Raw genomic sequence first — 24392 nt, forward strand, 5'->3', positions numbered from 1 at the left:
CACACAAACTATCACAGAACACCTCACTCTGCAAGCGCTGTCACTGTTGGTGTCCCAGTCTCTGGGTTAGTGCCAATTGCTGTTTGTACACCAAATGTCTCTTCTAGCTGCTTCGTTGTATAGACCTCTTTTGGACTTCCATGTGCAGCAATTGTCCCGTCGGCAAGCAAAGCGATATCATCGCAGAACCTTGCGGCAAGCTCAAGATCATGAATTGCGGCAATTACTGTTTTTCCGGAGTCAGCCAATTCACGAACTAATGAGAGTGTTTGTACCTGATGATTAACATCTAAATTCGCCGTAGGCTCATCAAGTAACAGCACTGGTGTCGATTGTGCTAGTGCCTGTGCAAGCAATACGCGCTGCCGTTCTCCGCCGCTCAATTCTCTTACATTCCGTTCAGCAAACTGTGCAGTCCTTGTCTTATCAAGTGCACGCTGCACAGCCATCTTGTCTTCTTTTGTTGTTGGTGAAAGGCGGTTTTGATGAGGCATCCGTCCCATTGCAACGATCTCTTCTACAGAGAAATCGAACGCAAACGTCGTTTTTTGTGGAACCGTCGCAACGCGCCTTCCAATTTCCTCTGAAGATAGCGTGCTCACATCAGCATCATCAACCCGTATTCTTCCACCATCTGGCTCAAGATATCCGTTTAGCGTTCGTAATAGGGTGGTCTTTCCAGCACCATTTGGTCCTATTAAACCAACAAACGATCCTGCTTCAACGGTAAGCGATACATCTGATAAAATCTCTGTTGAGCCGAGTGTAATATTTATATTTTTGATGTTGATCATAGTGAATACACCTCCTGCCGGCGAAGTAGATACAGGAAAAACGGAGCACCGAGTGCAGCGGTAACTATGCCAACTGGCATCTCACTAGGCCCAGCACGTGCAATTGTGTCTGTGGCGACGAGAAACACTGCCCCTGCCAATGCACTGACCGGCAGTAAAATTCGATGATCCGGTCCAACAATCAATCGCATAATGTGGGGAACAATTAATCCGACAAAGCCGATAACACCTGAGACCGCAACCGCAGCAGCTGTGATGACACTCGATCCTGCAAGCAACTTTTGTTTTGTCCGTTGGACATCAATTCCGAGCCCATGTGCTTCTTCCTCACCTAGCAAGAGCGCGTTAAGATCTCTTGTATATACCAGCAGCCAGACAAACATAACGAGGGCAATTGGAAGTGCAATTTGTACTCTCCCCCATGAACTGTGGTGCAGATGACCCATTAACCAGTACACTGCTTCTTCAAGACTGTCTCCAGCATGAAGTAATAGATACGAAATCATCGCTCCGAGAAGCGTCTGAATAGCGATACCGGCAAGTAATAACGTCGCAACTGGGGTTTGTCCATCTTCGGTCGCAATTGCATAAACTAGAAATCCTGCCCCAAGCCCTCCAGCAAAAGCAGCAAGTGGTAATCCCCCAGGTACTGAAAGCGGCAGCACAATATATGTTACTGCGCCAAGCGCTGCCCCGGTTGAGATACCAATAATTGATGGGTCCGCCATTGGATTACGGAAAAACCCCTGCATTACCGTTCCAGCGGCTGCAAGCGCAAACCCAACAATTGCACCAAGTACAATTCTCGGCAACCGAATCGATTGAATAATCAATTCAGTTGATTCGTCGATATTAAAACTGAAAGGGGAGATCCATTCTATCCCGTTCGTCCAGAGAACCGGAATTGTGATTCCATTGAGTGTTGCTGCTGTAACTTCCCACATCCCAATATCGGCATACCCAACCCGAGCACTCGCCAACATTGTCACAAACAACAGTCCCAGCAGACCGGCTGACCAGGCGAGTGTTCTCCGGACTACCATTATAATACAACTGAATTTGGAATAATTAAATATTTGTTGCACTAGCTCTGAATCCCCATCGTCAGTATATGAAACAACATATTCTCATACTCGGGGTGCTGCTTGCTGTTCTATTACTCGGAATAGCAGCACATCCGGTAACGGCTGATAACGATGGATATCCGGCTCAAATCGAAGATGGAACCGGCGAGAATGTTACGATAGAGGAACCGCCAGAGGAAATTGTTGTAACAGACTATGCAACAGCACAAATAATGTGGGAGCTTGGTGCTGAGGATCTGGTTGTCGGGATGCCAGTTGGTGACCCAAGTTCATATCTGGATGGGTACGATGAACGCGAGGATGTTCTTGATGATGAGGGAGATACCTTCATGCTCAAAGAGGAAGCAATTGTTGAACTCGACCCTGACTTGATTATTGGAGGAAATGTCAATAAAGATGGAACAGAAAACCTACGAGACGATCTGGGTTTAGATATACCTATATTTGTTCTTGAGTCACAGGGATCAATTGATGGGATAATGGACGAAATTGAGATGATTGGAACAGTTATAGACAAGAACGAAAAAGCATCACAAACGACCGTTGAAATGGAGTCATGGATCTCTTCGATAGACGAAGCAACAGCTAGCCATGAACATCCTGATGTACTCTATCGAATGGAAGGTGGATTCTCTGCAGGTTCTGCTACGTTTACACATGAACTAATTGAGTCCGCCGGAGCGAATAATATATTCAGTGACAACGAGCTGTGGGGTGACGTGAACGACGAATTAATTGTTGACGAGAATCCGGAGTGGATTGTTGTCCCAGACGATGCCACGATACCGGAAGGCGATCCTTATGAAAAAACGACAGCATATCAGGAAGGACAAATCCTTGAAATCAACTCTAATTACATAAACCAGGAGGGACCTAAAGTTGTTGATGCGGTTATTTCAATGGCGATGGCATTTCATTCCGATGCTCTTGATACTGGTGAGATCGTAGAGCCGCCTGAGCAAGACACAGAAGCCTCGGATGAGGAGGATGATAGTCCAATTCCACTGAACCCTGTTGTACCTGTTATTGGGCTACTCTTAGGCCTGTCACTGCTGGTCTTCCGGAATAAAACTAGCTAATTTCTTTCCACATACAAATCTGTTCTCTTTAATTCGACTGCTAAACAGAACAGCTGACGTGTAAAGGATATATATTCTGCGCAGAACATAAGAAATGAAAGATGCGCTCAGGAATTGTCCTTGCCGGGGGCCGATCTACGCGGTTTGATGATGGTGACAAAGCTCTGGCCTCCATCAACGGACAACCAATGATTGTCCATATCTGCTCGCAGATTATCGACAGTGTCGATGAGCTAATCATCAACTGTCGAGAGGATCAGCGCTCTGCCATTGAAGATGTATTTCATGGCACGAACTTCTCACCAAAATTTGCTATTGATGAATCTCCAGACATCGGACCGGTCGGCGGGATGCTATCCGGACTCTCGATAGCAGATGAGTACGCAGCTGTTGTTGCCTGTGATATGCCATTTATTTCTAACCCTGTACTTAACTCCCTATTTTCGTATCTCAGTGCATCATCGCTGCCAGAAAATATTGAGAGAACATGTAATCAGCCAGAAGTGGACCGGTATGATGCAGTTCTTCCAAAACTAAATTCTGGTTGGTACCAACCGACAGCAGCTGTGTATCGGTCTACTCCTGTCGCTCAGGCCTGTCGGTGTGCGATAGAACAAAATGAACAAAAGGCACTTGCTCCTTTAGAATACTTGAATTGGGTCTCAGTACCAGAACAAGAAGTCACAACCTCTGAACGAACATTTCAGAATGTAAATACTACCGAAGAACTTGCTGCTGCCAAACAATACTTCGAATAATCAAGAGAAGCCGAACGTCTGTGGCTGTTTCTCAGTTAACTGAGAAATAATCAATGGGTAACCTGCTCAACTATTGGATTCTCAGCAATCATCTGAGCTAATATAATTTGCTCAATCTGTTGGTTGTTGATTGCTTGCTTTGCTGCAGCGAGGGCCTGTTCTTTATCCGCTTCTGTATCTACCATATTAATCAATCCGACTACTGTTGCGTCTGATGGAACTTGCTTCAATCCACCTTGTTTACTTCCTAAAACTGCTGCAATATCAGCTGGCTCTATATTGTCCCCAATGCTTTTTCCTGTTATGTCGGCCACTCGTTCCGGCCTATGCACCCAATCTTCTGTTAGCTGCTTTCCAATTGCCCGCGCACTGGCGATTGGAATAACCGTTGAGGCAGTTGAGGGAATCTGTGGTTCTCGGCTATCTGGTGCTTTAAGATGACGCGTTCGAGCTCCGTCAGCCTTGACAAGCACAGGGACCCCAATCTTTGATGCGAACTCATCAATGGTTGTCGGATCAAACCCTCGATAGCGATCCGATCGTTCCTGCTCAGGAACGATTCCAACTGGCCATTCTGATGATTCTGGAGACACAGTTTCTGGGGATTCGGTCACATATACCCTTCTGACTTTTTTATCAAAAATTGGAATACGCACAGTCGATGTGACAACTGCTTTGTGTAACTCATTTGCTAATCGGTATATTGTTGTCTTCTTTCCACCTGCCCCGACCACACACGTGACTCCCTGCTCTGCAGCAAACAAACTTGGAAGTGATTGTTCTGTCATGAATCTGCTGTCTATTTTCCTCCCTTTTGCTTGCTTGTCACCTTAACGTCGGTGATGCGTGTTGTTGGGTACTGTCCATCCCGGTTTTTCTCGGCTGATTTTACCATATCCCAGATTACATTGAGTCCAGTCGTTACACCGTTCAATGCCTCCATCTCGCAACCTGTTTGTGCAGTTGTTTCGACAGTAACCATCAACGTTATTTTCTCATTGGCAATGTCGAAGCTCGTATTGATGTTAGTGATCGGGATTTGATGGCACATCGGGATTGTGTCCCAGGTTCGCTTTACAGCCTGAATTGCACCAATTCGTGCGGTAGCAATGACATCGCCTTTAGATACGTCTGTATCATTGATCGCAGCGACTGTTTCTGCTTGCAAATGTATTGTTCCTTCGGCGACTGCTCGCCGATTGACGGCGGGTTTGTCTCCAACATCAACCATATCGACGGATCCATCTGGGTCAGTATGTGTTAAATCGGAATCCTCACTCATTGGTTTCACCTGTGATTATTTCGCTGACAACATCTGGAAGATCAGAAGCCATCAATCCGTGGCTATGTGTTCTTGCAACTTCATCTCCAGCACGCCCTGTTATATATGCTGCTAATCCACCTGCAGTGACTCCGGAAACCCGAGCAAATAACGCTCCAGTAACTCCAGCAAGCACATCACCAGTTCCGCCCACAGTCATGCCTGGATTTCCAGTTCGGTTTACACGTGTTTCTGCTCCATCACTAATGATGTCATATGGTCCTTTGACGAGGAGTGTCTGATCGATCTCCTTTGCAAAGTCAGCGACAAGGTCCTGCCGGACACTCCAATCATCATCGGTTTTGCCTCCCATAGCCTTCAGTTCACCCTGATGAGGTGTACATAACAGATCAGCATCGGTTTGTACTTCAGGTACTACACGAAGGGGATCTGCATCAACGACTATTGAACCATCTGCTCCACTGAGGAACTGGCGCGCAGCATCTAGTGACGTTTCATTACGTCCTAACCCTGGGCCAAAGACAACACAGTCTTTGTCTGTAGCTAACTCCTGCATTTCCCCAACGTGTTCTGGAAGAATTTGGTCGCCAGATAGTGCATGTGTAATGATATCTTGATGATAGCTTTGTACTGTAGCGACAACTGACTCAGGACATAGAACGTGAACAAGATCAGCGCCAGCGCGGAGAGCAGCCTGCGCTGATAATGCGGGGGCTCCAGTGTATGGACCTCCCCCAATGACAAGAATCTCTCCGTGATCGCCTTTGTGTGCATCTGATTCCCGATCCAAAACAAGCAAGTCTCCAGGTCCAACGAACCTCTGAGCTGCTTCTGGGATTCCGATATCAGCTACTGTGACAGTAGCATCAATATCCGGTAATCCAGGCTTCATATCATGAAATGTAACAACCTCGTCAGCAACAACGGCATCTGAGACTGTCCCGCCTGTATCTGGATCCACACCTGTCGGAACATCGACTGAAACGACTGTTCCCTCACTGTTGTTGATCTCTTTAGCAGCAGTTGCGGTCGGTTCTCGAAGCCCGCCACTGATACCTGTTCCAAGCATTGCGTCGATAATTACGTCTGCTTCTTTAATTGCTGATCCTGCATCTCCTTCTCTCAATTCCACTGAGTCCCGAACCTGGTGGGTATCATATTCAGCAGCCCGCAGTGCTTGCCAGTTTTCTCGTGCAATTTCTGTACGAATTGTTTCAGAACGTCCGAGCAAAAATATCTCTACATCATAATCACCTAAAAAACGTGCAGTGACAAACCCATCTCCTCCGTTATTACCTCGACCGGCGATAATTACCACCTTATCGCCCTTTGATGCCTGTTCGATGACTTTCTGAGCAACAGCATGTCCACTTGATTCCATTAACTGCTTTCGCGGAATACCAAGCGCCTCTGCATTACGGTCAATTATAGCCACTTTGTCGCTTCGGATCATTTGCTTAGCAACAAATTAAGGCCGTGTCACTAAAATTTCCCAGTATCACCTCGTTAATCTGGGAACGAACTTGCGTTCAGATGGACTATGATCATGGTAGCTACAGTATAATCGAAAACAGCCAGACTAAATGCACTTGATATCAATGCTATCTGCATGGATGTCACAGTCTCTCCATCAAACGTTGCTGGCCAAGCACAGGCCCCTCCATCGAAAAGCTACACACATCGTGCGATCCTTGCAGCTGGATATGCTGACAATACGATCGTAGAAAATCCCTTATGGAGTGCGGATACAAAAGCAACTGCTCGTGCTGTTGAGGCATTCGGTGGTGACATAAAAAAAGAAGAGAGCAAATTATACATTGACGGGTTTGATGGCTCTCCTGACGTTCCGGAAGATGTCATAAATTGCGAAAACAGTGGCACAACAATCCGACTAACTGCTGCTTGCGCATCCTTGGCTAACGGAATAACCGTGTTAACCGGTGATCAGTCGCTACGATCACGGCCACAAGGTCCATTACTCTCAGCAATCCGCCAACTGGGTGGAGCAGCGGAGAGCACACGCAACAATGGTCAGGCCCCACTGGTTATCGAAGGCCCTATCGAGGGTGGTGATGTAGCGATTCCGGGCGACGTGTCTTCACAGTTCATTACGGCGTTACTGATGGCGGGACCGGTAACTGATTCTGGAATCAATATCACCCTTGAGACAGAGCTAAAATCGGCCCCGTATGTTGATATCACGAGAGAAGTTTTAGAGGTATTTGACATTAGCACGAACGAAACGGATGAGGGATATGCCGTTGCTGGCGAGCAAGAATACACACCAACAGACGGAACATATAATGTTCCCGGTGACTTTTCGTCTACTTCATACCTGTTGGCAGCTGGAGCGCTTGCTGCACCAGAAGGCCTTACGGTGAATAATGCGGTACCCAGTGCCCAAGGCGATACGGCTATTGTCGATATACTAGCGAATATGGGTGCAGAGCTACGGTGGGATAAAGATGCAGGGCAGATTGACATTCGCCGGTCTGATCTTAAAGGTGTCACTGTCAGTGTAGAGGACACGCCAGATTTGTTACCAACAATAGCTGTTCTTGGTGCTGTGGCAGATGGTACTACACGGATTACCAATTGCAAGCATGTTCGGTATAAAGAGACTGACCGTGTCAGTGCGATGGCAACTGCTCTTTCGAAGCTCGGAGCGGAAGTTACTGAACACGAAGCAGAATTAGTTATTGATGGGGATGAGACTTCTTTACAAGGTGCTACTGTTGACGGCCAAGCAGATCATCGCGTGATCATGTCGCTGACACTTGCAGGACTTGTTGCAGAAGGGGATACAACTGTCCGCAATGCCGATCATGTTGATGTATCCTATCCCGGGTTCTTTGACACAATGAAACAGCTCGGGGCAACCATTCGGGACTGATATATACCAACTCGAAAACTCCCCGTTCGATTCTGGTGATCTAGTTATTTTCTCGATTTTTTAGTTCTTGTCAGTGAGTGTTTGTGCTTAGGCAGATTATAAAGTGCCTAATTATGTGTTACCTTCAAAAAGATAAAATATCCAGCACCCTCACCGGGAGATAATGAACGGAAATCAATTTGGTAGACTTTTCCAGATGGTTACCTACGGCGAAAGTCACGGGGATGCAATGGGTGTTACTGTCAGCGGATGTCCAGCAGGTGTTGAGATTGATCAAGAAGACATCCAGCGCGAACTTGACCGCCGAAAACCCGGCCAGTCTTCAATCACTACAAGCCGTGATGAACCAGACCGTGTCCGTATTAATTCTGGTGTTGAAAATGGATATACGACCGGAATGCCAATTGGGATGGTAATTCAGAATAAAGACGCTCGGTCGGGTAAATATGAACCATTTGTTACGGCTCCCCGTCCGTCTCATGGAGATTTCACGTATTCAGCAAAATTTGGAACACGAAGCTGGGGTGGGGGTGGAAGAGCTTCGGCAAGAGAAACTGTAAACTGGGTTGCTGCTGGGGCCATTGCAAAGCAAGTTCTCGATCAGTCTGAGTACGATATTCAAGTTAAAGCTCATGTAAACCAGATGCACGACATTCGATCACCGAAGGTGTCGTTCAAAGAAATGCTTGAAAACACTGAAACGAACGAAGTACGGTGTGCACATCCAGAAACTGCTGAAAAAATGCGTGAGCTTCTTGAAGAAACCCAACGACAGGGGGATTCAGTTGGAGGATCAATCTACTTTGAGACTCGCGGTGTACCGAGAGGGCTCGGTGCTCCTCGATTTGATAGTTTTCCTGCTCGACTTGGACAGGCAATGATGTCAATTCCTGCGACAACCGCATTTGAGTTCGGATTAGGCAAAGATGCTGCCGCTACTACAGGGTATGATCGAAATGAGGACTGGACATTTGAGTCAGGCGAGACTCGGCCTGATACAGTCAATGAACAAGGTGATCCCGTGCCGGTAGGAAATGATCATGGAGGGCTCCAGGGCGGCGTCACAACTGGAGAACCAATTTATGGTGAAGTAACTTGGCACGCGCCTACCTCCATCCCAAAAGAGCAGACAACAGCGGATTGGGAAACCGAGGAACAAAAGGATATCAACGTTGTTGGCCGTCATGACCCATCACTGCCTCCGCGTGCCGTACCTGTCGTCGAAGCTATGTTTTATATCACCATCCTTGATTTCATGCTGCTTGCTGGTCGAATCAATCCTGACCGGCTTGATAATCAACCCGGTGAATATGATACAAAGTATCACCCTTCCTCACCACAGAATGAGTAATATGCAAAGCGGGGCACTGGTATACTGAGTTATTTTGTGTGCTTTGATTAGTAGGTGATTCTCCACCGATTTCCCGCTACGTGATTGGAGAACCACATTCAGTAAGCTACCAGCTAGTTCCTGAAAAGGGATCAGTAGTCATGTCTCAGTCTATCAGTACTCAAATAGCAAATTATCGGATAAAAACATTTCATATATCAAAAATATTGTATCCGTAAAATTAGTAAGAACAATTTCACTTTCTTCTTCCCGGAACAATAATTATAATACTGCTTACTGGCTGCCTATTTCATACATATAAAAATTATAGATATGACTTAATCATCAAAAATCTCGAATTCTTCACAATTGATTCATGTTAATCTATAGCAAAAGCTTTTGTATAAGGTCTCTATACATGTGTATACTTCAGGCCATCGTGGCCAAGGGTTACTATGAAAACGAATGAACTAATTTGGCGAATTGCTGGCGGGTCCGGAGACGGTATCGACTCAACTAGTCGAAATTTCGCCACCGCGTTGATGCGCTCTGGGCTAAATGTGTTCACACACCGACATTTCCCATCTCGGATTCGGGGTGGCCATACATATGTAGAGGTACGTGCAGGCCCAGATCCGGTCTCCTCGCGTGGCGATGGATTCAATTGCCTACTTGCGTTGGGGGATTCATTCGCACGAAACCCGGATGAAGATGCCTACTATGATGATGAAAAGATCAAACCCCTATCTGAGAATCTCGACGACTTGCAGGAAGGTGGCATTATTGTCTATGACGATGGTGTTCTCGATACAGATAATATCGAGCACTTCGATGAGAGAGTTGAGCAAAATAACTGGCATGTTTACCCGGTCGATCTGCAGGCTATTGCCCGAAAGCATGGACGTGATGTGATGCGAAACACAGCAGGGGTCGGCGTTATTGCCAGTCTAATTGGCTTTGATCTCACTTACATTGAGGAGATTATTGGAGAGTCAATGAGTGGCGAAATAAAAGAACAGAATATCCAAATTCTTCGAGAAGCGTCTGATCACGTCGAATCATCTGTCAAAGTCACACATGATTTCCAAATCCCAACCGGTGAGCATGAGGAAGAACAAGTGCTTTTGTCCGGTTCAAATGCTATTGCATACGGAGCACTTGATGCTGGCTGCCGGTTCATCTCTGGATATCCAATGACGCCATGGACAGATGTCTTTACGATCATGACACAACATCTGCCAGATTTTGGCGGGATGTCTGAGCAGGTCGAGGACGAAATTGCAGCTGTCAATGTTGCTCTTGGTGCATCTCATGCTGGTGTCAAGGCTATGTCTGGTTCTTCTGGAGGTGGATTCTCATTGATGACCGAGTCACTTGGACTCGCAGAGCAAACAGAGACACCTATTGTACTCCTTGAAGCAATGCGGGCAGGACCTTCTACCGGTATGCCAACAAAGCCGGAACAGAGTGATCTTGAACATGTTCTTTATAGCAGCCAAGGAGACTCTGCTCGTGTCGCCTTTGCCCCCGGCAGCCACCGCGAGTGCTATGAACACACACGGTTAGCGTTCAAACTTGCGTATGAATACCATCTTCCAGCAATTGTTATTTATGATCAGAAGGTCCAAGGCGAAAATCGAAATCTGCCAAAGAGTTTCTTTGATCGCGAAGTGGATGCTGATCCCGGGCGTGTGATCTCTGAAGAAGAACTCAAAGATGCGATTCACGATGCTTCAGGGAAGTTTCATCGATATGATACCGATGCCGAGACAGCTGCCCCCCGATCAGTTCCTGGTCAGACAGGAGGACGATATCTCGCGAGCAGTAATGAACACTTGCCGTCCGGGCACATAACCGAGGTCCCCGAGATTCGAACCGCGCAGATGGATCGACGAATGGGAAAAGTTGAAGCAGTTCGGGAGGATCTGAACGACTTTGATGGACAACTCCAGACATACTTCGGCTCTGATGACGCTACGTACGGTATAATCACTTGGGGAAGTATGCAAGGAACACTACGAGAAGCAGTCTCCATACTGCGCGAAGAGGGCAACGATGTACAAGGCCTTTCTATCGGACAGATGGCTCCTTTCCCTCGTTCAGAAGTCCGAGACTTCCTCTCTGATGTCGATTCCGCTGTCGTTCTTGAGATGAATGCAAGTGGACAACTTGCAAACCTAATCAAAAGAGAGCTTGGTGACTTTGGAAATAAACTGGTGAGTCTTCTAAAATACGACGGGGAACCATTCCAACCACGTGAAGTCGTTGAGGGATATAAGGCTGAAATTGATGGAGATGGATCGCTATCAGGAAATGCCACAATAAAACAGTCAGCAGGTGATTAATCATGAGTAGTGAATTCAGTGCGTTTGAGGAGGACCGTGAGCTAAGTACTGATGACTTTACGCCAGATGCGGAACCACAACCAACTTGGTGTCCTGGATGTGGTGACTTTAGCGTTGCCAAGTCGTTGAAGAAGGCATTGATGGAAACAGGACACAACCCAGATGAAACGCTTTTAGTTACTGGTATTGGGTGTTCTGGAAAGCTAAGTAGCTATGTCGACACATATGGCTTCCATACAATCCATGGCCGAACACTCCCCTTAGCACGAGGGGCAAAGCTCGCCAATCCCGACTTAGAAGTCATCGCCGCAGGCGGTGACGGAGATGGATACGGAATTGGTGGAAACCACTTTGTCCACACAGCCAGAGAGAATCCTGATCTCACATACATTGTATTTAATAACGAAATCTTCGGACTAACGAAGGGCCAAACGTCCCCAACTAGTCCAAAAGGACATAAATCAAAAACTCAACCCCATGGATCTGCAAAGGACCCAATTCGTCCGCTCTCGCTTAGTCTTACGTCAGGATCCACATATGTTGCTCGAACGGCGGCTACAAACCCACGGCAGGCAGCTACCATCCTTGCTGAGGCCATTGAACACGATGGGTTCGCACATGTTGATTTCCTAACACAGTGTCCAACTTGGAACAAAGACGCACAGTCATATGTTCCATTCATCGATATTGATCAGTCTGATGAGTATGAGTTCGATGAAACTGACCGGTCAGAGGCAATGGAAATGATGCAAAAAGCTGAATCTGCTCTGTACGAAGGCGAAATACTGACTGGTCGATTCTATGTCGATGAGACCCGTCCAACGCTCTCAGAGGAAAAGATGGCTACCGGCGAGATGCCAGAGTCTCCACTTGCAAAACGATATTATCATGATGACCCCGACTTTGAGCGGTCATACCAGTTGCTTGACCGTCATACCTAATATACTGGTGTCTCCCACTGAACAAAGGACGAAGTCGCCATGTTGAAAAGTTCTCTTTGATATCCTTGGAAATTCCTTTAAAATAATATAGCCTTCGACCGATCATTTTATTTTAGGCATACCTAATACATGCTTTCTGATTTTCAAAAGATATTTTCCTATACCTGAATTATTACCTAGTAATGAGCACTGAATCTACAGAAGAAAAGATCCTCTCAGCTCTTGAAGATGATGCCCAGGCGTGCTACTCTGAAATTGCAGAGAAAGCAGGCGTCTCTAAACCAACTGTCCGTAAATATATCAACCAACTCGAAGATGAAGGTGTTATCGTGGGGTATTCTGCTGAAGTTGATCCAAAGAAGCTTTCAAGCAAATCCATTGCGATGGTTGGAATGGATGCAAAAAGTGAACAGTATGTCGACGTAACACAGGAACTGAAGGACATGTCCGAGGTTCGTGCGCTATATACCTCCAGCGGTGACCACATGCTTATGGCAGAAGTTCGAGCACGTGATGGTGACGAACTAGCGAAAGTCATCAGTGACAAAGTTTTATCAATCGATGGTATAACAGAAGCACACCCTACATTTCTGCAGGAGCGTCTCAAGTAAGATCTCAGCCTATCCCCAGATAAATTGCTTTTATCGACTTAGCTTATGCTGAGTGGGATACTTCTATCCTTGTAGTGCCCTTTCAAGTTTCTCAATTAGCGACGTATTACCGACATGTACGGGAACTCGATCATGAAGTCCCTCTGGAGAACGTTCTAATATCGATTGTGATCCATCAGACGATGCTCCTCCAGCATGCTTAGTAATATATGCAACTGGATTGCCTTCAAATTGTAGTCGGAGCTTCCCATCGGGATACCCTTCAAGAGATGGGTACGCAAAGATTCCACCGTATGTGAGTACTTGACTGATATCTGCAACAAATGCCCCTCCGTATCGGAGCTTTAATTCATGCCGAATTTCATTTGCAAACTCACTAAACTCGTCCGTCCATGCAGCGTCTCCGCCACCGAACCCATACACTGTGGGATCGTCCGGCAACATCATATCAGCATTTGCCGTAGTTTTTGTACCATTGATAACCTCGTACTCAGTAACCGTTCCGTCCCGTGCAACAGTAAATGTTGTAATTGGACCATATACGACAGACCCTGCAGCTACTAATTCTGTTCCTGCTGCTGGAAGCTCAGCATCATAGATTCCAATAATGGTTCCCATCGGATTGTTGGACTTCAAGTTTGAAGACCCATCTAACGGATCAAGCGTAACAGCATATCCGTTGCCACAAGTGATTTTTTCTTCTCGTTCTTCGGTGGCAATCTCTCCGACACCATCAATATCGCTAAGACGATCGACGAGTAGTTCGTCTGCCTTCACGTCTGCTGCAATTTGTGTCTCTCCACTTGGATTTGTTTTGGCAGTTTTTCCCCGCCGCCCTGAAAGTATCTCTCGTATTTCTGGAGTAGCAGCGGCAATTTCGTCGATGATGGCATCCACAACGGTATCGCTCATGCTTGGAGTGCTTCGTCAACAGTTGTTTCTTCGAAGATGATCTTTTCTAGACTATCTAAAATACTAACTGGATCCTCGCGCTGCCAGACATTTCGTCCGACTGCAAGACCCTTTCCTCCAGCGTCCATCGTGGTCTTGACACTTTCGAGGAACTTACGATCTGAAACTTTTGAGCCACCGCTCATGATGACCTTCACTGGACCAGCCATATTGACTGCTAATTCCATACCTTCCTGACTGCCTGGATGCTTGACCTTTGCAATATCGGCTCCTAGCTCTAGTGCTTGTCGAGCAGCGTAGGCGATCACATCGTCTTTTTTATCATTTTTCAGCCCTTGTCCTCGTGGATATGACCACATGACGATCGGGAGGTCATGATCACGAGCAGATTCTTGGACCTCACGGAATTCTTCTGCCATCTCTACCTCGTTATTTGAACCGCCATACAGTGTATATCCAATTGCATCTGCTCCAAGTTCATGTGCATAATCCACGGACCAGTTGACCGCTGAATCTGGTTCGCCCATCCATAGATTCGATGTTCCGTTTAGCTTAGCAACAAGATTCACTTCATCATCGTATGAAGGATAGTATGACTCAGCAACTCCTTTCTGGACGGCAAACCCTGTCACTGCATCATGTGTGGCAACATCAAAGATTTTCTTTGGATCCATGCTCTCTGGCACTGAATCAAAATCGGCAGGGCCATGCTCAAGTCCGTGGTCGTACGCTAGAATTAGTACTTTACCATCCCGGACAATTGGAGACTCATCAATTGGTATCATCGTCTGTATATCCAACGAGATAGCTTATAAAGCCTATGAGGTGGCTTTAGCGGAATCGAATAAATAATGAAAAAGATATCAGACCGACTTTGATTTTATAAGGTATTGAGAAGAAATCTTCGAGCTCGACTGTAGGAGACCGCGATTAACTTCTACAGGCTACATCCCCTATCCTCAAGAAACGACCCGCGTCAGCAGTGAGTGAGTAAGCATGGGTAGCCACTTACAGCAGAATATGCCAACCTCTGTTCGGAGCCTTATGCATGTTCCACTGCCTGATCGTGTAATTCCTGAAGTATTTCCTCACTAATCTCTACTGCGTCCGCTAAGCGTTTAGGATCCACCGTCGCGAGTCTCCGAACTGTATTTACCCCTGCTTTGGCGAGTTCGTCCGAGATTGCTTTATCGACTGCGTCAAGATCATCTACCGGTCTAAGCTCAGGTGGTTCATCGATCAACTCAAATCCAAGTGCATCCTTTGGGATTTCTGGTCGCTTAAGCTCAATCTCAGTAGACACTTCTGTTGTTTCCCAATCCGCATTACTCAGTGATACCCACCGCTTCTCTGCTTCACTAAGCCCAGAAACAGTCTCTGATCGCTGATCCAAATCTGACCCCATGCCACTTATTGTCCACGGTAGTGAATGCTCACGGCGAATCTTAGCCGCAACTCCGGGATTGATACCTTTCTCAACCAACTTCCGATATGAGACATTCTTCGACTTGATGTCAGCTGCTGTGATATCGGCATCTCGTAAAATTTCTGCTGTGGCTGGACCAACATATCGGAGCCTTCGAAGATCGCTCACAGTAGAAACATCACCAGTACTATCCTGTGAGTCAGTCACTGCTCAATACAATGATGTCGATTGACTTCAACGTTTGTGAGTCCAGCGACAACACAGGAAGGTCAATCACCTTCTCTTAGTTAGATTTCTGAACAATCTGTTAATTGTCTAAAATTAGTGTTCAGCCAAATGAAGTGGCTCCCTCTCCATAGTAGATCGTAGATCCGGGATTTGTTCTCGCGGAACTCCTGACTCAAATCGTTGGATTAGCGCATATACTTCTGCTCGGGAAACTTTAACGTCACCGTTTACTACCTGATCTGGTTGTTTCTGGAGTTCGCGTATAGTTCCAACAGCAAGCAACTTCGGTATCGCCCACGCTGCAAGTGTGTTACCTTGAGTGTCTGGCATCGCCATTAAATATTCTTGGGCGTCATCAAGGTATCCATTCGCACGGTCGACGACTCGCTGGACTACTGACCCAACTGCATCCGCATTCTGCGTTTCTGAAACCTCTTCTTGTGCAATCCCGACATCATCTAACCATTCTGCCGGCAAATATACATTATTCTCTTCTCGGTAATCGTCTCCAACATCTTTCGCTATATTCACTAATTGCAGCAGTAACGCAAACGACTCAGCGTTATTGGCCATCGTCTTTCGCTCTTGTTCGGATGCATCTTCGGATAACAAATTTGTAATCAGTTGGCCAACCGTTCCGGCAGCATACCAGCAGTATTCTTCCAATTCCTCGACTGTCTTGATGCGTAAACCACCCGTATCGGAGTATCGGTCAACAAACATTGACATCCCAGAAACCAGTTCAGACGCCGGCTCCGCAATGGCTTGTTGTGACGATTTCGGTAACGTATCGAACGCATTGAATACGCGATTAACATCTGCAACTACATCCCAATCAGCCGATCTCGTTTGTTCGTCCGGAATCCAAGTATCGACTGCTGTTCGGAATGATTCTACGGACCGTTCTCCATCCAATGTTTCACGGTAGTGATCCAGCAACTCAACTTGTTCTTCTGATGGTATATGTCCAGCGTCCTCAACGGTGTCAGCAATTCTACAGAGTAGATATCCAACACAGATACGATCTGACATTGGTGGCTCCAATTGGTCAACCGTAATTGCAAATGTTCTTGAGACATCAACAACAGCATCATGGCACCATCTTAGTTCTTCTCCACGAGATCGACCCGATGACATTAGATACTCACATTACGGTATCCGGGTAGAAAAAATCCGCGTTCTATCAAGAAACAATCTGACTATCTCGGGGTCTGTCCCCGAGTCGTTCCTGCGTTTACTCAGTCCGAAGAATCGACAACAACTGCTCCCCACTGACCACTATCTACATGTGGAGTACATCCGTACAACGCAACTCCTGTATCATCGATAGTCTCTTCCCAAACTTCATTTTCCCCTGTTGATCCAGCATCCAGAGTAATATCTGTCTCGTAAGCTCCAGTTACAGCATCTCCTACCGCATTATCTCCTTCAACATCAAGTGTGATTACATTATGACCACCGCCAACCTCCCAAGTGATTTCAGTCCCTTCATCAACAATTAGCAGTGCCGGGTCATAATACGGAAATCCAGCATCAACTGTCACTTCTTGTTCCCCTCGTAAGTCCTCGCTCTTCCATCCGTTGTCTGCCCCAGCTGCATTTTGCTCCTCAAGAAACTCCTCGGCTCGTTGCTCTGCGTCTTCGAAATCAAATCCATCTTCCCCATTATCATCCCCGTTATCTCCGTTATCATCGTTATCCCCGTTATCATCCAACAAGTCAGCACAGCCAGCTAATGCTGGCAACAACGCAGCTGTTCCACTAATCTTGGCGAGTTTTCGTCGATTAAGACGTGCCATGCACTCTCCACCAATGAAAGAAGGTTATATAGTCTATTTAGCGGAGCTTCAAACTATGCAACTTCTCCTGTAGTTAAATCCAGATGATAATCTGAAAATCTTTAACCTCAGGTGAATTTATATCTAATATTTACAGCTTACCCCTGTGTTCAACGTCTGAAATCTAGCAATATGTGTATGTACATATCTTTATAACACCTATCGACGTGTCCGCACACACTTGGATCGTTTCAGGACTGATTGTATTCACTGCCGTATCGTCGGTTGGATTGTTTATCGCAAATCCCTCTGAAACTACTGTTGATCCTGTTTCATTTGATGATACTGTTAAAATAAGCGGAACCTTGGAAGATACAGACGCAGTCTCTGAAGAGGCGACCCCTGGCGTCCAAGTATTCTATGACCGATACAGGCATCCTCTTGGATACCATGATCCTGCTTTAGCTGCAACAGAGTATGATTCTGATCGGCATGAAGAGCAATTTGGCAGCCCAATTGCAACCTACGTAACTGACTTTACTAATACAAATTTGACTCTTGATGACCACGGACATCCGTCAGTTGAGGTATCTCCAGGTTGGATTCCGGCGTCTGACGCAGTTTATGTGCAAAATAGCAAAATGAACCTACCATCTGGCCCAGTAACCATACCATTCTCCGATGAGCGACAGGCAGAACTGTTTATCGAACGATACGGTGGTGTTCTTCGTACTTGGGAAGACTTGCAAAATAACAACCAGAGTAGCCACCGGAATCAAGAGGATCTAGTTGATGACCAACATCAGAGATCAAACAAGCTGATCAATACCACAACGAGATACTTAGACCGAGCAAAAACAACAGTCGTACAGCCGAATGAATCAGTACAATCTGCCATTCAAAATGCACCATCAAACAGCACTGTTCTTCTTTCAGAGGGTCGATACGAGCAACAGATCACCATTAATCAGTCCATAACTCTTCGTGGATCAAATACAACGATTGTCGGGAACAATACTGGCTCAGTCATCAATGTAACCGCAGATGACGTTGCTATTTCTGATGTACATATCAAGGGAGCTGGTGACTCATTCGGACATACTGACGTCGGTGCCGAGGGTTGGGACAGCCGAATTGAAGCTGGATACGGACACGGTGATGCTGGAGTTACAGCGATCAATGCCAGCCGACCATTGATTTCGAATGTTAGTATAAATACGTCAGCAAATGGTGTATTACTTCGGGATACCGCAGATCCTGTTGTCAGAAACATCTCTGTCGTTGGGTCTGACCACTGGCTGGAAGGATTTATGGGCGTGGTTGCTATGCGGTCTTCGGGAATTGTTGAGCAGTCGTCGTTTTTGAACGGTCGAGATGGAGTTTACTCGCACCGCTCCGACGGGTTAGTTGTACGGAATAATACGATGACAAACACCCGGTTCGGTGTCCATCTAATGTATTCTTCAGATGTTTTGATTGCCGGAAATAGTATCGAACGTCACATACATGACGGGATAACCGTGATGACAAATCCAACTGGTGTTTCCATCGTTAATAATCATGTCAGGAATGGAGGAAACGGTATGTCAATTTATGGTAACCGAATGTTTGTACAAGAGAATGAAGTCATTAACAATGAAATTGGGATCGTTATGTCTGCTCCCGGATCTATCTATGAGCAAAATCTCCTTAAAGAAAACGACATAGGGGCTCGAACATCTGTTGTCACTCCAACAAGTATTGTTTCCCAAAACGATTTTATTGACAATACCCAGCATGCAGACACCCTATCTGGACCATTACGAATATGGACTGACAACGTTGGAAACCATTGGAGTGATGCGCCAAATTGGGGGACCTCTAACACCAGCACACGACCATTTGTCCCTACTGATACAGTTGACCAGCAAGCTCGATCAGACCATGGAGCTAGAACGCTTGCACACGCCCCAGCGCTACAGATGTTACGGACAATACAAGGCACGACACCCGGGCTTCGATCAGAGAGCATAGTCGACACAGATCCACTCACAACTCCTGTTACTTTAGCAAAGACATCTACCGCAAACAATCTCTCACGATATACATGACATCAGAATATACCTCAAACCAACCACTACTCACAGCCGAGTCAATCACACATAACTACGGGAATGTCGAGGCACTATCTGACTGCACCTTGTCACTCCATACTGGTAGAGTATACGGGTTAATCGGACCAAATGGTGCTGGAAAGACAACTCTCCTTCAGATTCTTTGCGGCCTTCTTTCCCCAGATAAAGGAACAATTCACATCAACAGTAATAGCTCCAGAGCTATTGGCTATCTTCCTCAACATCCTGAATTTAGGCCTCAATTTACAGCACGGGAGATAATTCAGTTTTATCAGCAAATGGTAGGTCAAAATAAGAGTTCGCCTGTGAGTATACTTGAACAGGTAGGACTTGATAGTGTAGCAAGCCGTACTGTTGATGGCTTTTCCGGCGGTATGATCCAATTGCTCGGGATCGCACAAGCAACCATCGGAAATCCTCCTATCATCATCCTTGATGAGCCAACCAGTGGTCTAGATCCTACGATGACAACCCGCGTGTTCGAGGCGACCGAAACAATTGCTGATGAGCACACGACGGTACTTGTGAGTTCACACGATCTTGATAGTGTAGACCGATATGCCAATCGCGTGCTATTGCTAATTAACGGACAGATCAAGCACCGTGGGACCACAGATGCTCTTCAGGATCGGACAAATGTTCAATCACTGCACCAAGCGTACCATGACTTAATTCCAGCATCACATGAAACAGTTACACCATAAGCAACAAACAGCATTCCCCTGAGATACTTAATAAATGACAGTAAAAGAGCAAATCCAAACTCGAGCATTTCGACTACAGGCAATCATCAGTAGAGAGGTGAAAACTGTCTGGCGAACACGTACATATTTTGTACTGGGGATTGCATTTATTGCAGTTATTATTGGACTTGCCCACTCAGCTGGAGGCTATGAAGCTGGTTACGGCCCCGCTGTCGTTGACTTACTGACCCCACTCGAAATCTTAGTTCCTGTACTTGGATTCGCATTTGGATATCGAGCAATCCTCTCGGATACTACCAGTGGTGAGCATGACATCCTTCAAACCTTTCCGGTTAGGCAATGGACTTACGTTGCTGGCGTATTCATCGGACGAGCGCTTTGGACCATTGTGATAGTCTTCTTTCCACTTTTGGCCGTTGCCGGACTGACAGCAGTAACGTCTGTTGAGACCGTGCCATTCTATGAGACGCATGACGCTGCTGATTCACCAATCTTGTTTGGACGATTTATCGTATTAACCGTATTATATACTCTTCCGATCGTTGCTATTGCTCTTGCAATTTCTGCTTTTGCTAAATCACTTTGGAGTGCACTGGCGCTTATTGCTATTTTATTTATGTTTATCTCCTTTGGAGGTGATCTGCTGGCGCTAATCGCTCTTGAGCGGTTTCCTGATTTGTCGATATATCTCTCAGCAATGACTCCAAACAGCGCATACCGCGGATTGGTCTTCGAACATGTTTTGGGTGCATCAGAACCTACTGCTGCACACTCAGTTATAAACGCGATAAGTATTATGGCTTGGACAATCATACCTGTGAGTATTGCAGTATTTATACAGCAACGGTGATCTGATCCTTCGGTAGAATAGGCTGAGTGTCTTCGAGTCTCTCTGGAGGTACTTGCCGAAAGAGTACCTCTGAGTCTATTTTGAGAGCTTGACATCCATCGTTCACTAGTAGCTATCTGTAACAGCGAGAGAATTCCGCCCTTCCCATGAGAGGCGAGTATTCGGACGCAAGTCTGAACGGAGGACCGAACAGGGCGGGCGTGAATTGCGTCCACGTTCCCCTCGCTTTCCACGGATGTATGCCCACTGAGGTCGTACACAAACCCAACAACTCGGGAAAAGTGGGTGTAGGTTGGTGCTCACCCGTCATCAAAAACGCGAGCCTGCCCGAGTCAGACGCGGACGCGAGTCTGAGTCAGGTGGATGGCACCGCCCGCACGGGCCAAGTGGATACTCAAGCACACTACTCCCGTCAGGGACCGACGGCTTGCGTGCAAACCGGAGTACCTCTAACGGGGATCTTGCCTCCGGTGGTGTCGGACCGCCTGACTCCACGCGAGAGGAACCCGCGCCGTTCGCGGCGCGGAGGATGTCATCGATGTATATCACATCCCGTGATTGTCAACTATTTCGGGAGTAATTTCATCATGCTCGTTTACCATTCCACCATGAGTGTCAGCGAAGTCTGTAGCATCCGATTCATCTGAAAACGGTACGAAAGCCGGTCCCATTGCTCCCTCAATCTCTGTATCAAATACAATATACAATTCATCGGCGTTGACTAGATGCTCTACGTCAGTGTGTGCTGAGAGCTCGTTGTCATTATTAATCGAGTAGTCTACCCCCGAGTAATCTGTTAGAAACAGACTAATCGGGTCATTTTCTTCGTTTTCCCGCTTAAATGTGTACTCATATAAGCAGTACCCGCTACAGAAATGCTTAGGCTCATCATTCCCATTATTCTCATAATACCCTTGGCCAATCGGTCCGGGATGGTTCTTAACAATCATCCCACATTCTTCGCAATCTTCGGAGTCAGAAACCTCGACAGGTGAAATATCCTCCTCTCCAGAAAAAATATCCAAGTCTGTACACCCACTCGTACCAACAGCTGTGATAAGTCCAACTGTACCAAGAGCCGATCGTCGTGTGTATGACATACTGGTGGTGTCTTCAACTGGTGTCCAACTCACGCTGGACGAAATATAGCGCGTTACATTTTCTTCTGTCATAGCGATAACTTTGCTATCACTATAAGCGAGCTAAGAATCAACGGATAATTGCAATATTGGAAGATCGTTTGCAGAACATGAAATTGTGGAATAGTCTTATTATTATACGTACTTGGTACCAATCTATGCATGACCTCGGTCCTGAATATCTCACAGAACAACTCCGTGATATAAATGACCCGCAATTAAATGCTGATATTGTTTCTCTCGGATTAGTTGAGGATCTTACCGTTGAGAACAATACTGCACGTATCACTCTTGGATTTAATGCTCCTTACTCTCCCGATGAAATGGCGATGGCAAGCAAAATTCGATCTGTCGTTGAAAATGCTGGCCTTGACCCAGAACTTCAGTCGCCAATGAACCAATCTGTGGATATACTTAGTGGTGTTCGAAATATTATTGCGGTTACCTCTGGTAAGGGTGGGGTCGGCAAATCAACAATTGCTGCTAATCTTGCTCATACAATTGCGGACCGAGGGGCAGATGTCGGATTACTTGACGCTGATGTATACGGACCGAACATCCCACAGTTGCTCGATATTCAGTCAGCTCCTACGATGACAGATGATGGATATCCGATACCAGTAGAAACACACGGCCTGTCGGTAATGAGTCCAGGACTTGTTATTCCTGAAGCTGATGCTGCCGCACTACGCGGACCAATGATTAATAGTGCTATTCAGGAACTTTTGACCGACGTAAGATGGGGAGACCTTGACTATCTAATTGTTGATTTACCTCCCGGAACAGGAGACGTTAAGATAACACTGCTTCAGACAGTTCCAGTCACCGGCGTTATTGGTGTCACGACACCACAATCAATGGCAACAGATGATGCGATCAAGGGATTGGATCTGTTCGGAGAACATAATGTCCCAGTCATTGGCATTATTGAGAATATGTCTAGTTTTGAGTGTCCGAGCTGTGGAGATCAGCACGAAGTATTTGGATCCGGTGGAGGAGATCGCTTAGCTGATGCATATGACACTCCAGTACTTGGTAACGTTCCGGTAGACCCAACACTTAATTCCAACACACCTAGCGGAGTGGTAACCAACAAAACGAGTCCAGCAAAAAATGAGTTTGAAACACTGGCAAAAAAGACGCTAAACCGCGTTGGTGTGGTATCACGAAAGGATACTGCTGACTCCAATGTCTTACACAATCGTCCGTCACAGAAATCTGAAAGTTGGTTATAATCACGCAGCTGAACACACCATTTGGTACTCAATAATCGGAATATATACGCGTCACAGGCACATATTCTATTGTGTATGGAACAACGGCAAAGCGTAGAATCCCTCTCAACCAGAAAGATCATACGTGAGTTCCTTGCCGGTGCCGGTATCGCAGTACTTGGCTTCCTTGTTGGAATTATTGGTGTGTTTCTAATGGCAGGAGGGATGTATTTGTACGGTGTCAATATCTTTGACAATGTGATCGCACTATTTGCTGCTGAGATAATTGGCTTACAAGTGATTGGATTTGGTGGAGTTGCATTGGCTTACTTATGGTACACAAAAGAAAGCCTGATTCAGATTGAAATCCCTTCCCTCCGGCATATTGCCTGGATTGTCATCGGCCTTGTATCATTATTTGTCGCTTTAATATTTGTCTCAGCAGTTGAGTTGGTGATTGGTGTTGATGCGGCCGAACATGGTATACAGCAAACTGCAACTGGGAACCCAGAGATCCTTCTGTTGTTTATTCCAATTACGTTGTTCATCATCGGTCCTGCAGAAGAACTATTATTCAGAGGGATTATCCAACGGCGACTTGTTGATCGACTTTCACTGGGCTATGGAATCCTCTTTGCAAGCATTATCTTTGCAGTTGCTCATGCTGGTGCCCTTATCGCTTCTTCAACCTCTGGGTTTGTCTTTATGATGGGGGTATACGTGGTGTTGGGAGCAATCTTGGGAATTACATACGAAATTACAAAAAACATTGTTGTCCCAATTGTCATACATGGCATATTCAACGCTTTGCAGGCAGCGGGTATGTATTTCGCTCTAACAAATGATGAGATGGCTGAATTCATGACGCTGCTTGGTCTCAGTTAACACAGCATACAATACTTATCTTTT

At 46.2% G+C, this 24392-nt stretch carries 23 protein-coding genes; 12 read left to right on the plus strand and 11 right to left on the minus strand.

Annotated elements, in window-relative coordinates; translation table 11 throughout:
* Positions 1-23: 23 nt before the first annotated feature.
* Entirely contained in the window at positions 24-794 is a 771-nt protein-coding gene (locus K0C01_RS09070) for a heme ABC transporter ATP-binding protein (protein WP_221169388.1), read from the minus strand.
* A complete protein-coding gene (gene btuC, locus K0C01_RS09075) occupies positions 791-1837 on the minus strand; it encodes a vitamin B12 ABC transporter permease BtuC (RefSeq protein WP_221169389.1) in 1047 nt (348 codons plus the stop codon). Before btuC ends, K0C01_RS09070 begins: the two co-directional genes overlap by 4 nt.
* A gap of 68 nt (positions 1838-1905) precedes the next feature.
* Between btuC and K0C01_RS09080 the strand changes: the two genes are divergently transcribed.
* The gene (locus K0C01_RS09080) at positions 1906-2958 is read left to right on the plus strand and encodes an ABC transporter substrate-binding protein (RefSeq protein WP_221169390.1); all 1053 of its coding nucleotides are present in this window, start codon (positions 1906-1908) and stop codon (positions 2956-2958) included.
* Positions 2959-3059: 101 nt separating this feature from the next.
* Entirely contained in the window at positions 3060-3716 is a 657-nt protein-coding gene (locus K0C01_RS09085) for a molybdenum cofactor guanylyltransferase (RefSeq protein WP_221169391.1), read from the plus strand.
* A 50-nt stretch (positions 3717-3766) separates the two neighbouring features.
* On the opposite strand, the gene yqeC is transcribed toward K0C01_RS09085, so the two are convergent.
* Genes yqeC through K0C01_RS09100 form a run of 3 tightly spaced genes read right to left on the minus strand, consistent with a single transcriptional unit; the run spans position 3767 to position 6451 of the window.
* Positions 3767-4504 (minus strand): selenium cofactor biosynthesis protein YqeC, encoded by a 738-nt coding sequence (yqeC, locus tag K0C01_RS09090; RefSeq protein WP_221169392.1) that lies wholly within the window; start codon positions 4502-4504, stop codon positions 3767-3769.
* An 11-nt stretch (positions 4505-4515) separates the two neighbouring features.
* Positions 4516-4998 (minus strand): cyclic pyranopterin monophosphate synthase MoaC, encoded by a 483-nt coding sequence (gene moaC, locus K0C01_RS09095; protein WP_221169393.1) that lies wholly within the window; start codon positions 4996-4998, stop codon positions 4516-4518.
* Complete coding sequence (locus tag K0C01_RS09100) at positions 4991-6451, minus strand: NAD(P)H-hydrate dehydratase (RefSeq protein WP_221169394.1); 1461 nt, start codon at positions 6449-6451, stop codon at positions 4991-4993. The genes moaC and K0C01_RS09100 overlap by 8 nt, the downstream gene beginning before the upstream one ends.
* Before the next feature lie 156 nt (positions 6452-6607).
* Here K0C01_RS09100 and aroA point away from each other — a divergent pair, with 156 nt between their 5' ends.
* From aroA to lrpA1, 5 genes are all read left to right on the plus strand, one after another.
* Entirely contained in the window at positions 6608-7891 is a 1284-nt protein-coding gene (aroA, locus tag K0C01_RS09105; RefSeq protein ID WP_221169395.1) for a 3-phosphoshikimate 1-carboxyvinyltransferase, read from the plus strand.
* Between the two features lie 163 nt (positions 7892-8054).
* Entirely contained in the window at positions 8055-9242 is a 1188-nt protein-coding gene (gene aroC, locus K0C01_RS09110; RefSeq protein ID WP_221169396.1) for a chorismate synthase, read from the plus strand.
* 434 nt (positions 9243-9676) lie between these two features.
* Entirely contained in the window at positions 9677-11566 is a 1890-nt protein-coding gene (locus tag K0C01_RS09115) for a 2-oxoacid:acceptor oxidoreductase subunit alpha (RefSeq protein ID WP_221169397.1), read from the plus strand.
* Positions 11567-11568: 2 nt separating this feature from the next.
* On the plus strand, positions 11569-12507 hold the full coding sequence (locus K0C01_RS09120) for a thiamine pyrophosphate-dependent enzyme (protein ID WP_221169398.1): 939 nt from the start codon (positions 11569-11571) through the stop codon (positions 12505-12507).
* Between the two features lie 182 nt (positions 12508-12689).
* Entirely contained in the window at positions 12690-13118 is a 429-nt protein-coding gene (lrpA1, locus tag K0C01_RS09125) for an HTH-type transcriptional regulator LrpA1 (RefSeq protein WP_221169399.1), read from the plus strand.
* Positions 13119-13181: 63 nt separating this feature from the next.
* Here the strand turns inward: lrpA1 and K0C01_RS09130 are convergent, their stop codons facing one another.
* The 5 genes from K0C01_RS09130 to K0C01_RS09150 all read right to left on the minus strand — a co-directional run bounded on the left by K0C01_RS09130 (position 13182) and on the right by K0C01_RS09150 (position 17483).
* Positions 13182-14030 carry a class 1 fructose-bisphosphatase gene (locus tag K0C01_RS09130; RefSeq protein ID WP_221169400.1) on the minus strand — a complete coding sequence of 283 codons (849 nt, stop codon included), beginning with the start codon at positions 14028-14030 and terminating at the stop codon, positions 13182-13184.
* Positions 14027-14815, minus strand: coding sequence for a class I fructose-bisphosphate aldolase (locus K0C01_RS09135; RefSeq protein WP_221169401.1), 789 nt, complete (start codon positions 14813-14815; stop codon positions 14027-14029). Before K0C01_RS09135 ends, K0C01_RS09130 begins: the two co-directional genes overlap by 4 nt.
* Before the next feature lie 257 nt (positions 14816-15072).
* Positions 15073-15663 carry a DUF7409 domain-containing protein gene (locus tag K0C01_RS09140; RefSeq protein ID WP_221169402.1) on the minus strand — a complete coding sequence of 197 codons (591 nt, stop codon included), beginning with the start codon at positions 15661-15663 and terminating at the stop codon, positions 15073-15075.
* Between the two features lie 114 nt (positions 15664-15777).
* Positions 15778-16821, minus strand: coding sequence for a phytoene/squalene synthase family protein (locus K0C01_RS09145; protein WP_221169403.1), 1044 nt, complete (start codon positions 16819-16821; stop codon positions 15778-15780).
* 101 nt (positions 16822-16922) lie between these two features.
* Positions 16923-17483, minus strand: a complete 561-nt coding sequence (locus tag K0C01_RS09150; RefSeq protein WP_221169404.1) for a plastocyanin/azurin family copper-binding protein — start codon at positions 17481-17483, stop codon at positions 16923-16925.
* Between the two features lie 206 nt (positions 17484-17689).
* Between K0C01_RS09150 and K0C01_RS09155 the strand changes: the two genes are divergently transcribed.
* Genes K0C01_RS09155 through K0C01_RS09165 form a run of 3 tightly spaced genes read left to right on the plus strand, consistent with a single transcriptional unit; the run spans position 17690 to position 21130 of the window.
* Positions 17690-19552, plus strand: a complete 1863-nt coding sequence (locus tag K0C01_RS09155) for a NosD domain-containing protein (protein ID WP_221169405.1) — start codon at positions 17690-17692, stop codon at positions 19550-19552.
* A complete protein-coding gene (locus K0C01_RS09160; protein WP_221169406.1) occupies positions 19549-20280 on the plus strand; it encodes an ABC transporter ATP-binding protein in 732 nt (243 codons plus the stop codon). The genes K0C01_RS09155 and K0C01_RS09160 overlap by 4 nt, the downstream gene beginning before the upstream one ends.
* Positions 20281-20314: 34 nt before the next feature.
* Complete coding sequence (locus K0C01_RS09165; protein WP_221169407.1) at positions 20315-21130, plus strand: ABC transporter permease; 816 nt, start codon at positions 20315-20317, stop codon at positions 21128-21130.
* Positions 21131-21675: 545 nt separating this feature from the next.
* On the opposite strand, the gene K0C01_RS09170 is transcribed toward K0C01_RS09165, so the two are convergent.
* Positions 21676-22230 (minus strand): nitrous oxide reductase accessory protein NosL, encoded by a 555-nt coding sequence (locus K0C01_RS09170; protein ID WP_221169408.1) that lies wholly within the window; start codon positions 22228-22230, stop codon positions 21676-21678.
* A gap of 197 nt (positions 22231-22427) precedes the next feature.
* Between K0C01_RS09170 and K0C01_RS09175 the strand changes: the two genes are divergently transcribed.
* Both K0C01_RS09175 and K0C01_RS09180 read left to right on the plus strand, forming a co-directional pair.
* Entirely contained in the window at positions 22428-23504 is a 1077-nt protein-coding gene (locus K0C01_RS09175) for an Mrp/NBP35 family ATP-binding protein (RefSeq protein WP_221169409.1), read from the plus strand.
* Positions 23505-23579: 75 nt separating this feature from the next.
* Positions 23580-24368, plus strand: coding sequence for a CPBP family intramembrane glutamic endopeptidase (locus tag K0C01_RS09180; protein WP_221169410.1), 789 nt, complete (start codon positions 23580-23582; stop codon positions 24366-24368).
* The last annotated feature ends 24 nt before the right edge of the window (positions 24369-24392 follow it).

Origin of the sequence: Salinarchaeum sp. IM2453 (assembly GCF_019693215.1) — an archaeon.
Lineage (GTDB): Archaea > Halobacteriota > Halobacteria > Halobacteriales > Salinarchaeaceae > IM2453.

What these genes read in the sequence shown, in the direction of transcription:
- K0C01_RS09120 (WP_221169398.1), top strand. Translation starts at nt 11,569, where the DNA reads ATGAGTAGTGAATTCAGTGCGTTTGAGGAGGACCGTGAGCTAAGTACT.
- lrpA1 (WP_221169399.1), top strand. Translation starts at nt 12,690, where the DNA reads ATGAGCACTGAATCTACAGAAGAAAAGATCCTCTCAGCTCTTGAAGAT.
- K0C01_RS09135 (WP_221169401.1), bottom strand. Translation starts at nt 14,815, where the DNA reads ATGATACCAATTGATGAGTCTCCAATTGTCCGGGATGGTAAAGTACTA.
- K0C01_RS09130 (WP_221169400.1), bottom strand. Translation starts at nt 14,030, where the DNA reads ATGAGCGATACCGTTGTGGATGCCATCATCGACGAAATTGCCGCTGCT.
- K0C01_RS09180 (WP_221169410.1), top strand. Translation starts at nt 23,580, where the DNA reads ATGGAACAACGGCAAAGCGTAGAATCCCTCTCAACCAGAAAGATCATA.
- K0C01_RS09115 (WP_221169397.1), top strand. Translation starts at nt 9,677, where the DNA reads ATGAAAACGAATGAACTAATTTGGCGAATTGCTGGCGGGTCCGGAGAC.
- K0C01_RS09080 (WP_221169390.1), top strand. Translation starts at nt 1,906, where the DNA reads ATGAAACAACATATTCTCATACTCGGGGTGCTGCTTGCTGTTCTATTA.
- K0C01_RS09100 (WP_221169394.1), bottom strand. Translation starts at nt 6,451, where the DNA reads ATGATCCGAAGCGACAAAGTGGCTATAATTGACCGTAATGCAGAGGCG.
- btuC (WP_221169389.1), bottom strand. Translation starts at nt 1,837, where the DNA reads ATGGTAGTCCGGAGAACACTCGCCTGGTCAGCCGGTCTGCTGGGACTG.
- aroA (WP_221169395.1), top strand. Translation starts at nt 6,608, where the DNA reads ATGGATGTCACAGTCTCTCCATCAAACGTTGCTGGCCAAGCACAGGCC.
- K0C01_RS09165 (WP_221169407.1), top strand. Translation starts at nt 20,315, where the DNA reads ATGACAGTAAAAGAGCAAATCCAAACTCGAGCATTTCGACTACAGGCA.
- yqeC (WP_221169392.1), bottom strand. Translation starts at nt 4,504, where the DNA reads ATGACAGAACAATCACTTCCAAGTTTGTTTGCTGCAGAGCAGGGAGTC.
- K0C01_RS09150 (WP_221169404.1), bottom strand. Translation starts at nt 17,483, where the DNA reads ATGGCACGTCTTAATCGACGAAAACTCGCCAAGATTAGTGGAACAGCT.
- K0C01_RS09085 (WP_221169391.1), top strand. Translation starts at nt 3,060, where the DNA reads ATGCGCTCAGGAATTGTCCTTGCCGGGGGCCGATCTACGCGGTTTGAT.
- K0C01_RS09070 (WP_221169388.1), bottom strand. Translation starts at nt 794, where the DNA reads ATGATCAACATCAAAAATATAAATATTACACTCGGCTCAACAGAGATT.
- K0C01_RS09145 (WP_221169403.1), bottom strand. Translation starts at nt 16,821, where the DNA reads ATGTCATCGGGTCGATCTCGTGGAGAAGAACTAAGATGGTGCCATGAT.
- moaC (WP_221169393.1), bottom strand. Translation starts at nt 4,998, where the DNA reads ATGAGTGAGGATTCCGATTTAACACATACTGACCCAGATGGATCCGTC.
- K0C01_RS09160 (WP_221169406.1), top strand. Translation starts at nt 19,549, where the DNA reads ATGACATCAGAATATACCTCAAACCAACCACTACTCACAGCCGAGTCA.
- K0C01_RS09175 (WP_221169409.1), top strand. Translation starts at nt 22,428, where the DNA reads ATGCATGACCTCGGTCCTGAATATCTCACAGAACAACTCCGTGATATA.
- K0C01_RS09170 (WP_221169408.1), bottom strand. Translation starts at nt 22,230, where the DNA reads ATGTCATACACACGACGATCGGCTCTTGGTACAGTTGGACTTATCACA.
- aroC (WP_221169396.1), top strand. Translation starts at nt 8,055, where the DNA reads ATGAACGGAAATCAATTTGGTAGACTTTTCCAGATGGTTACCTACGGC.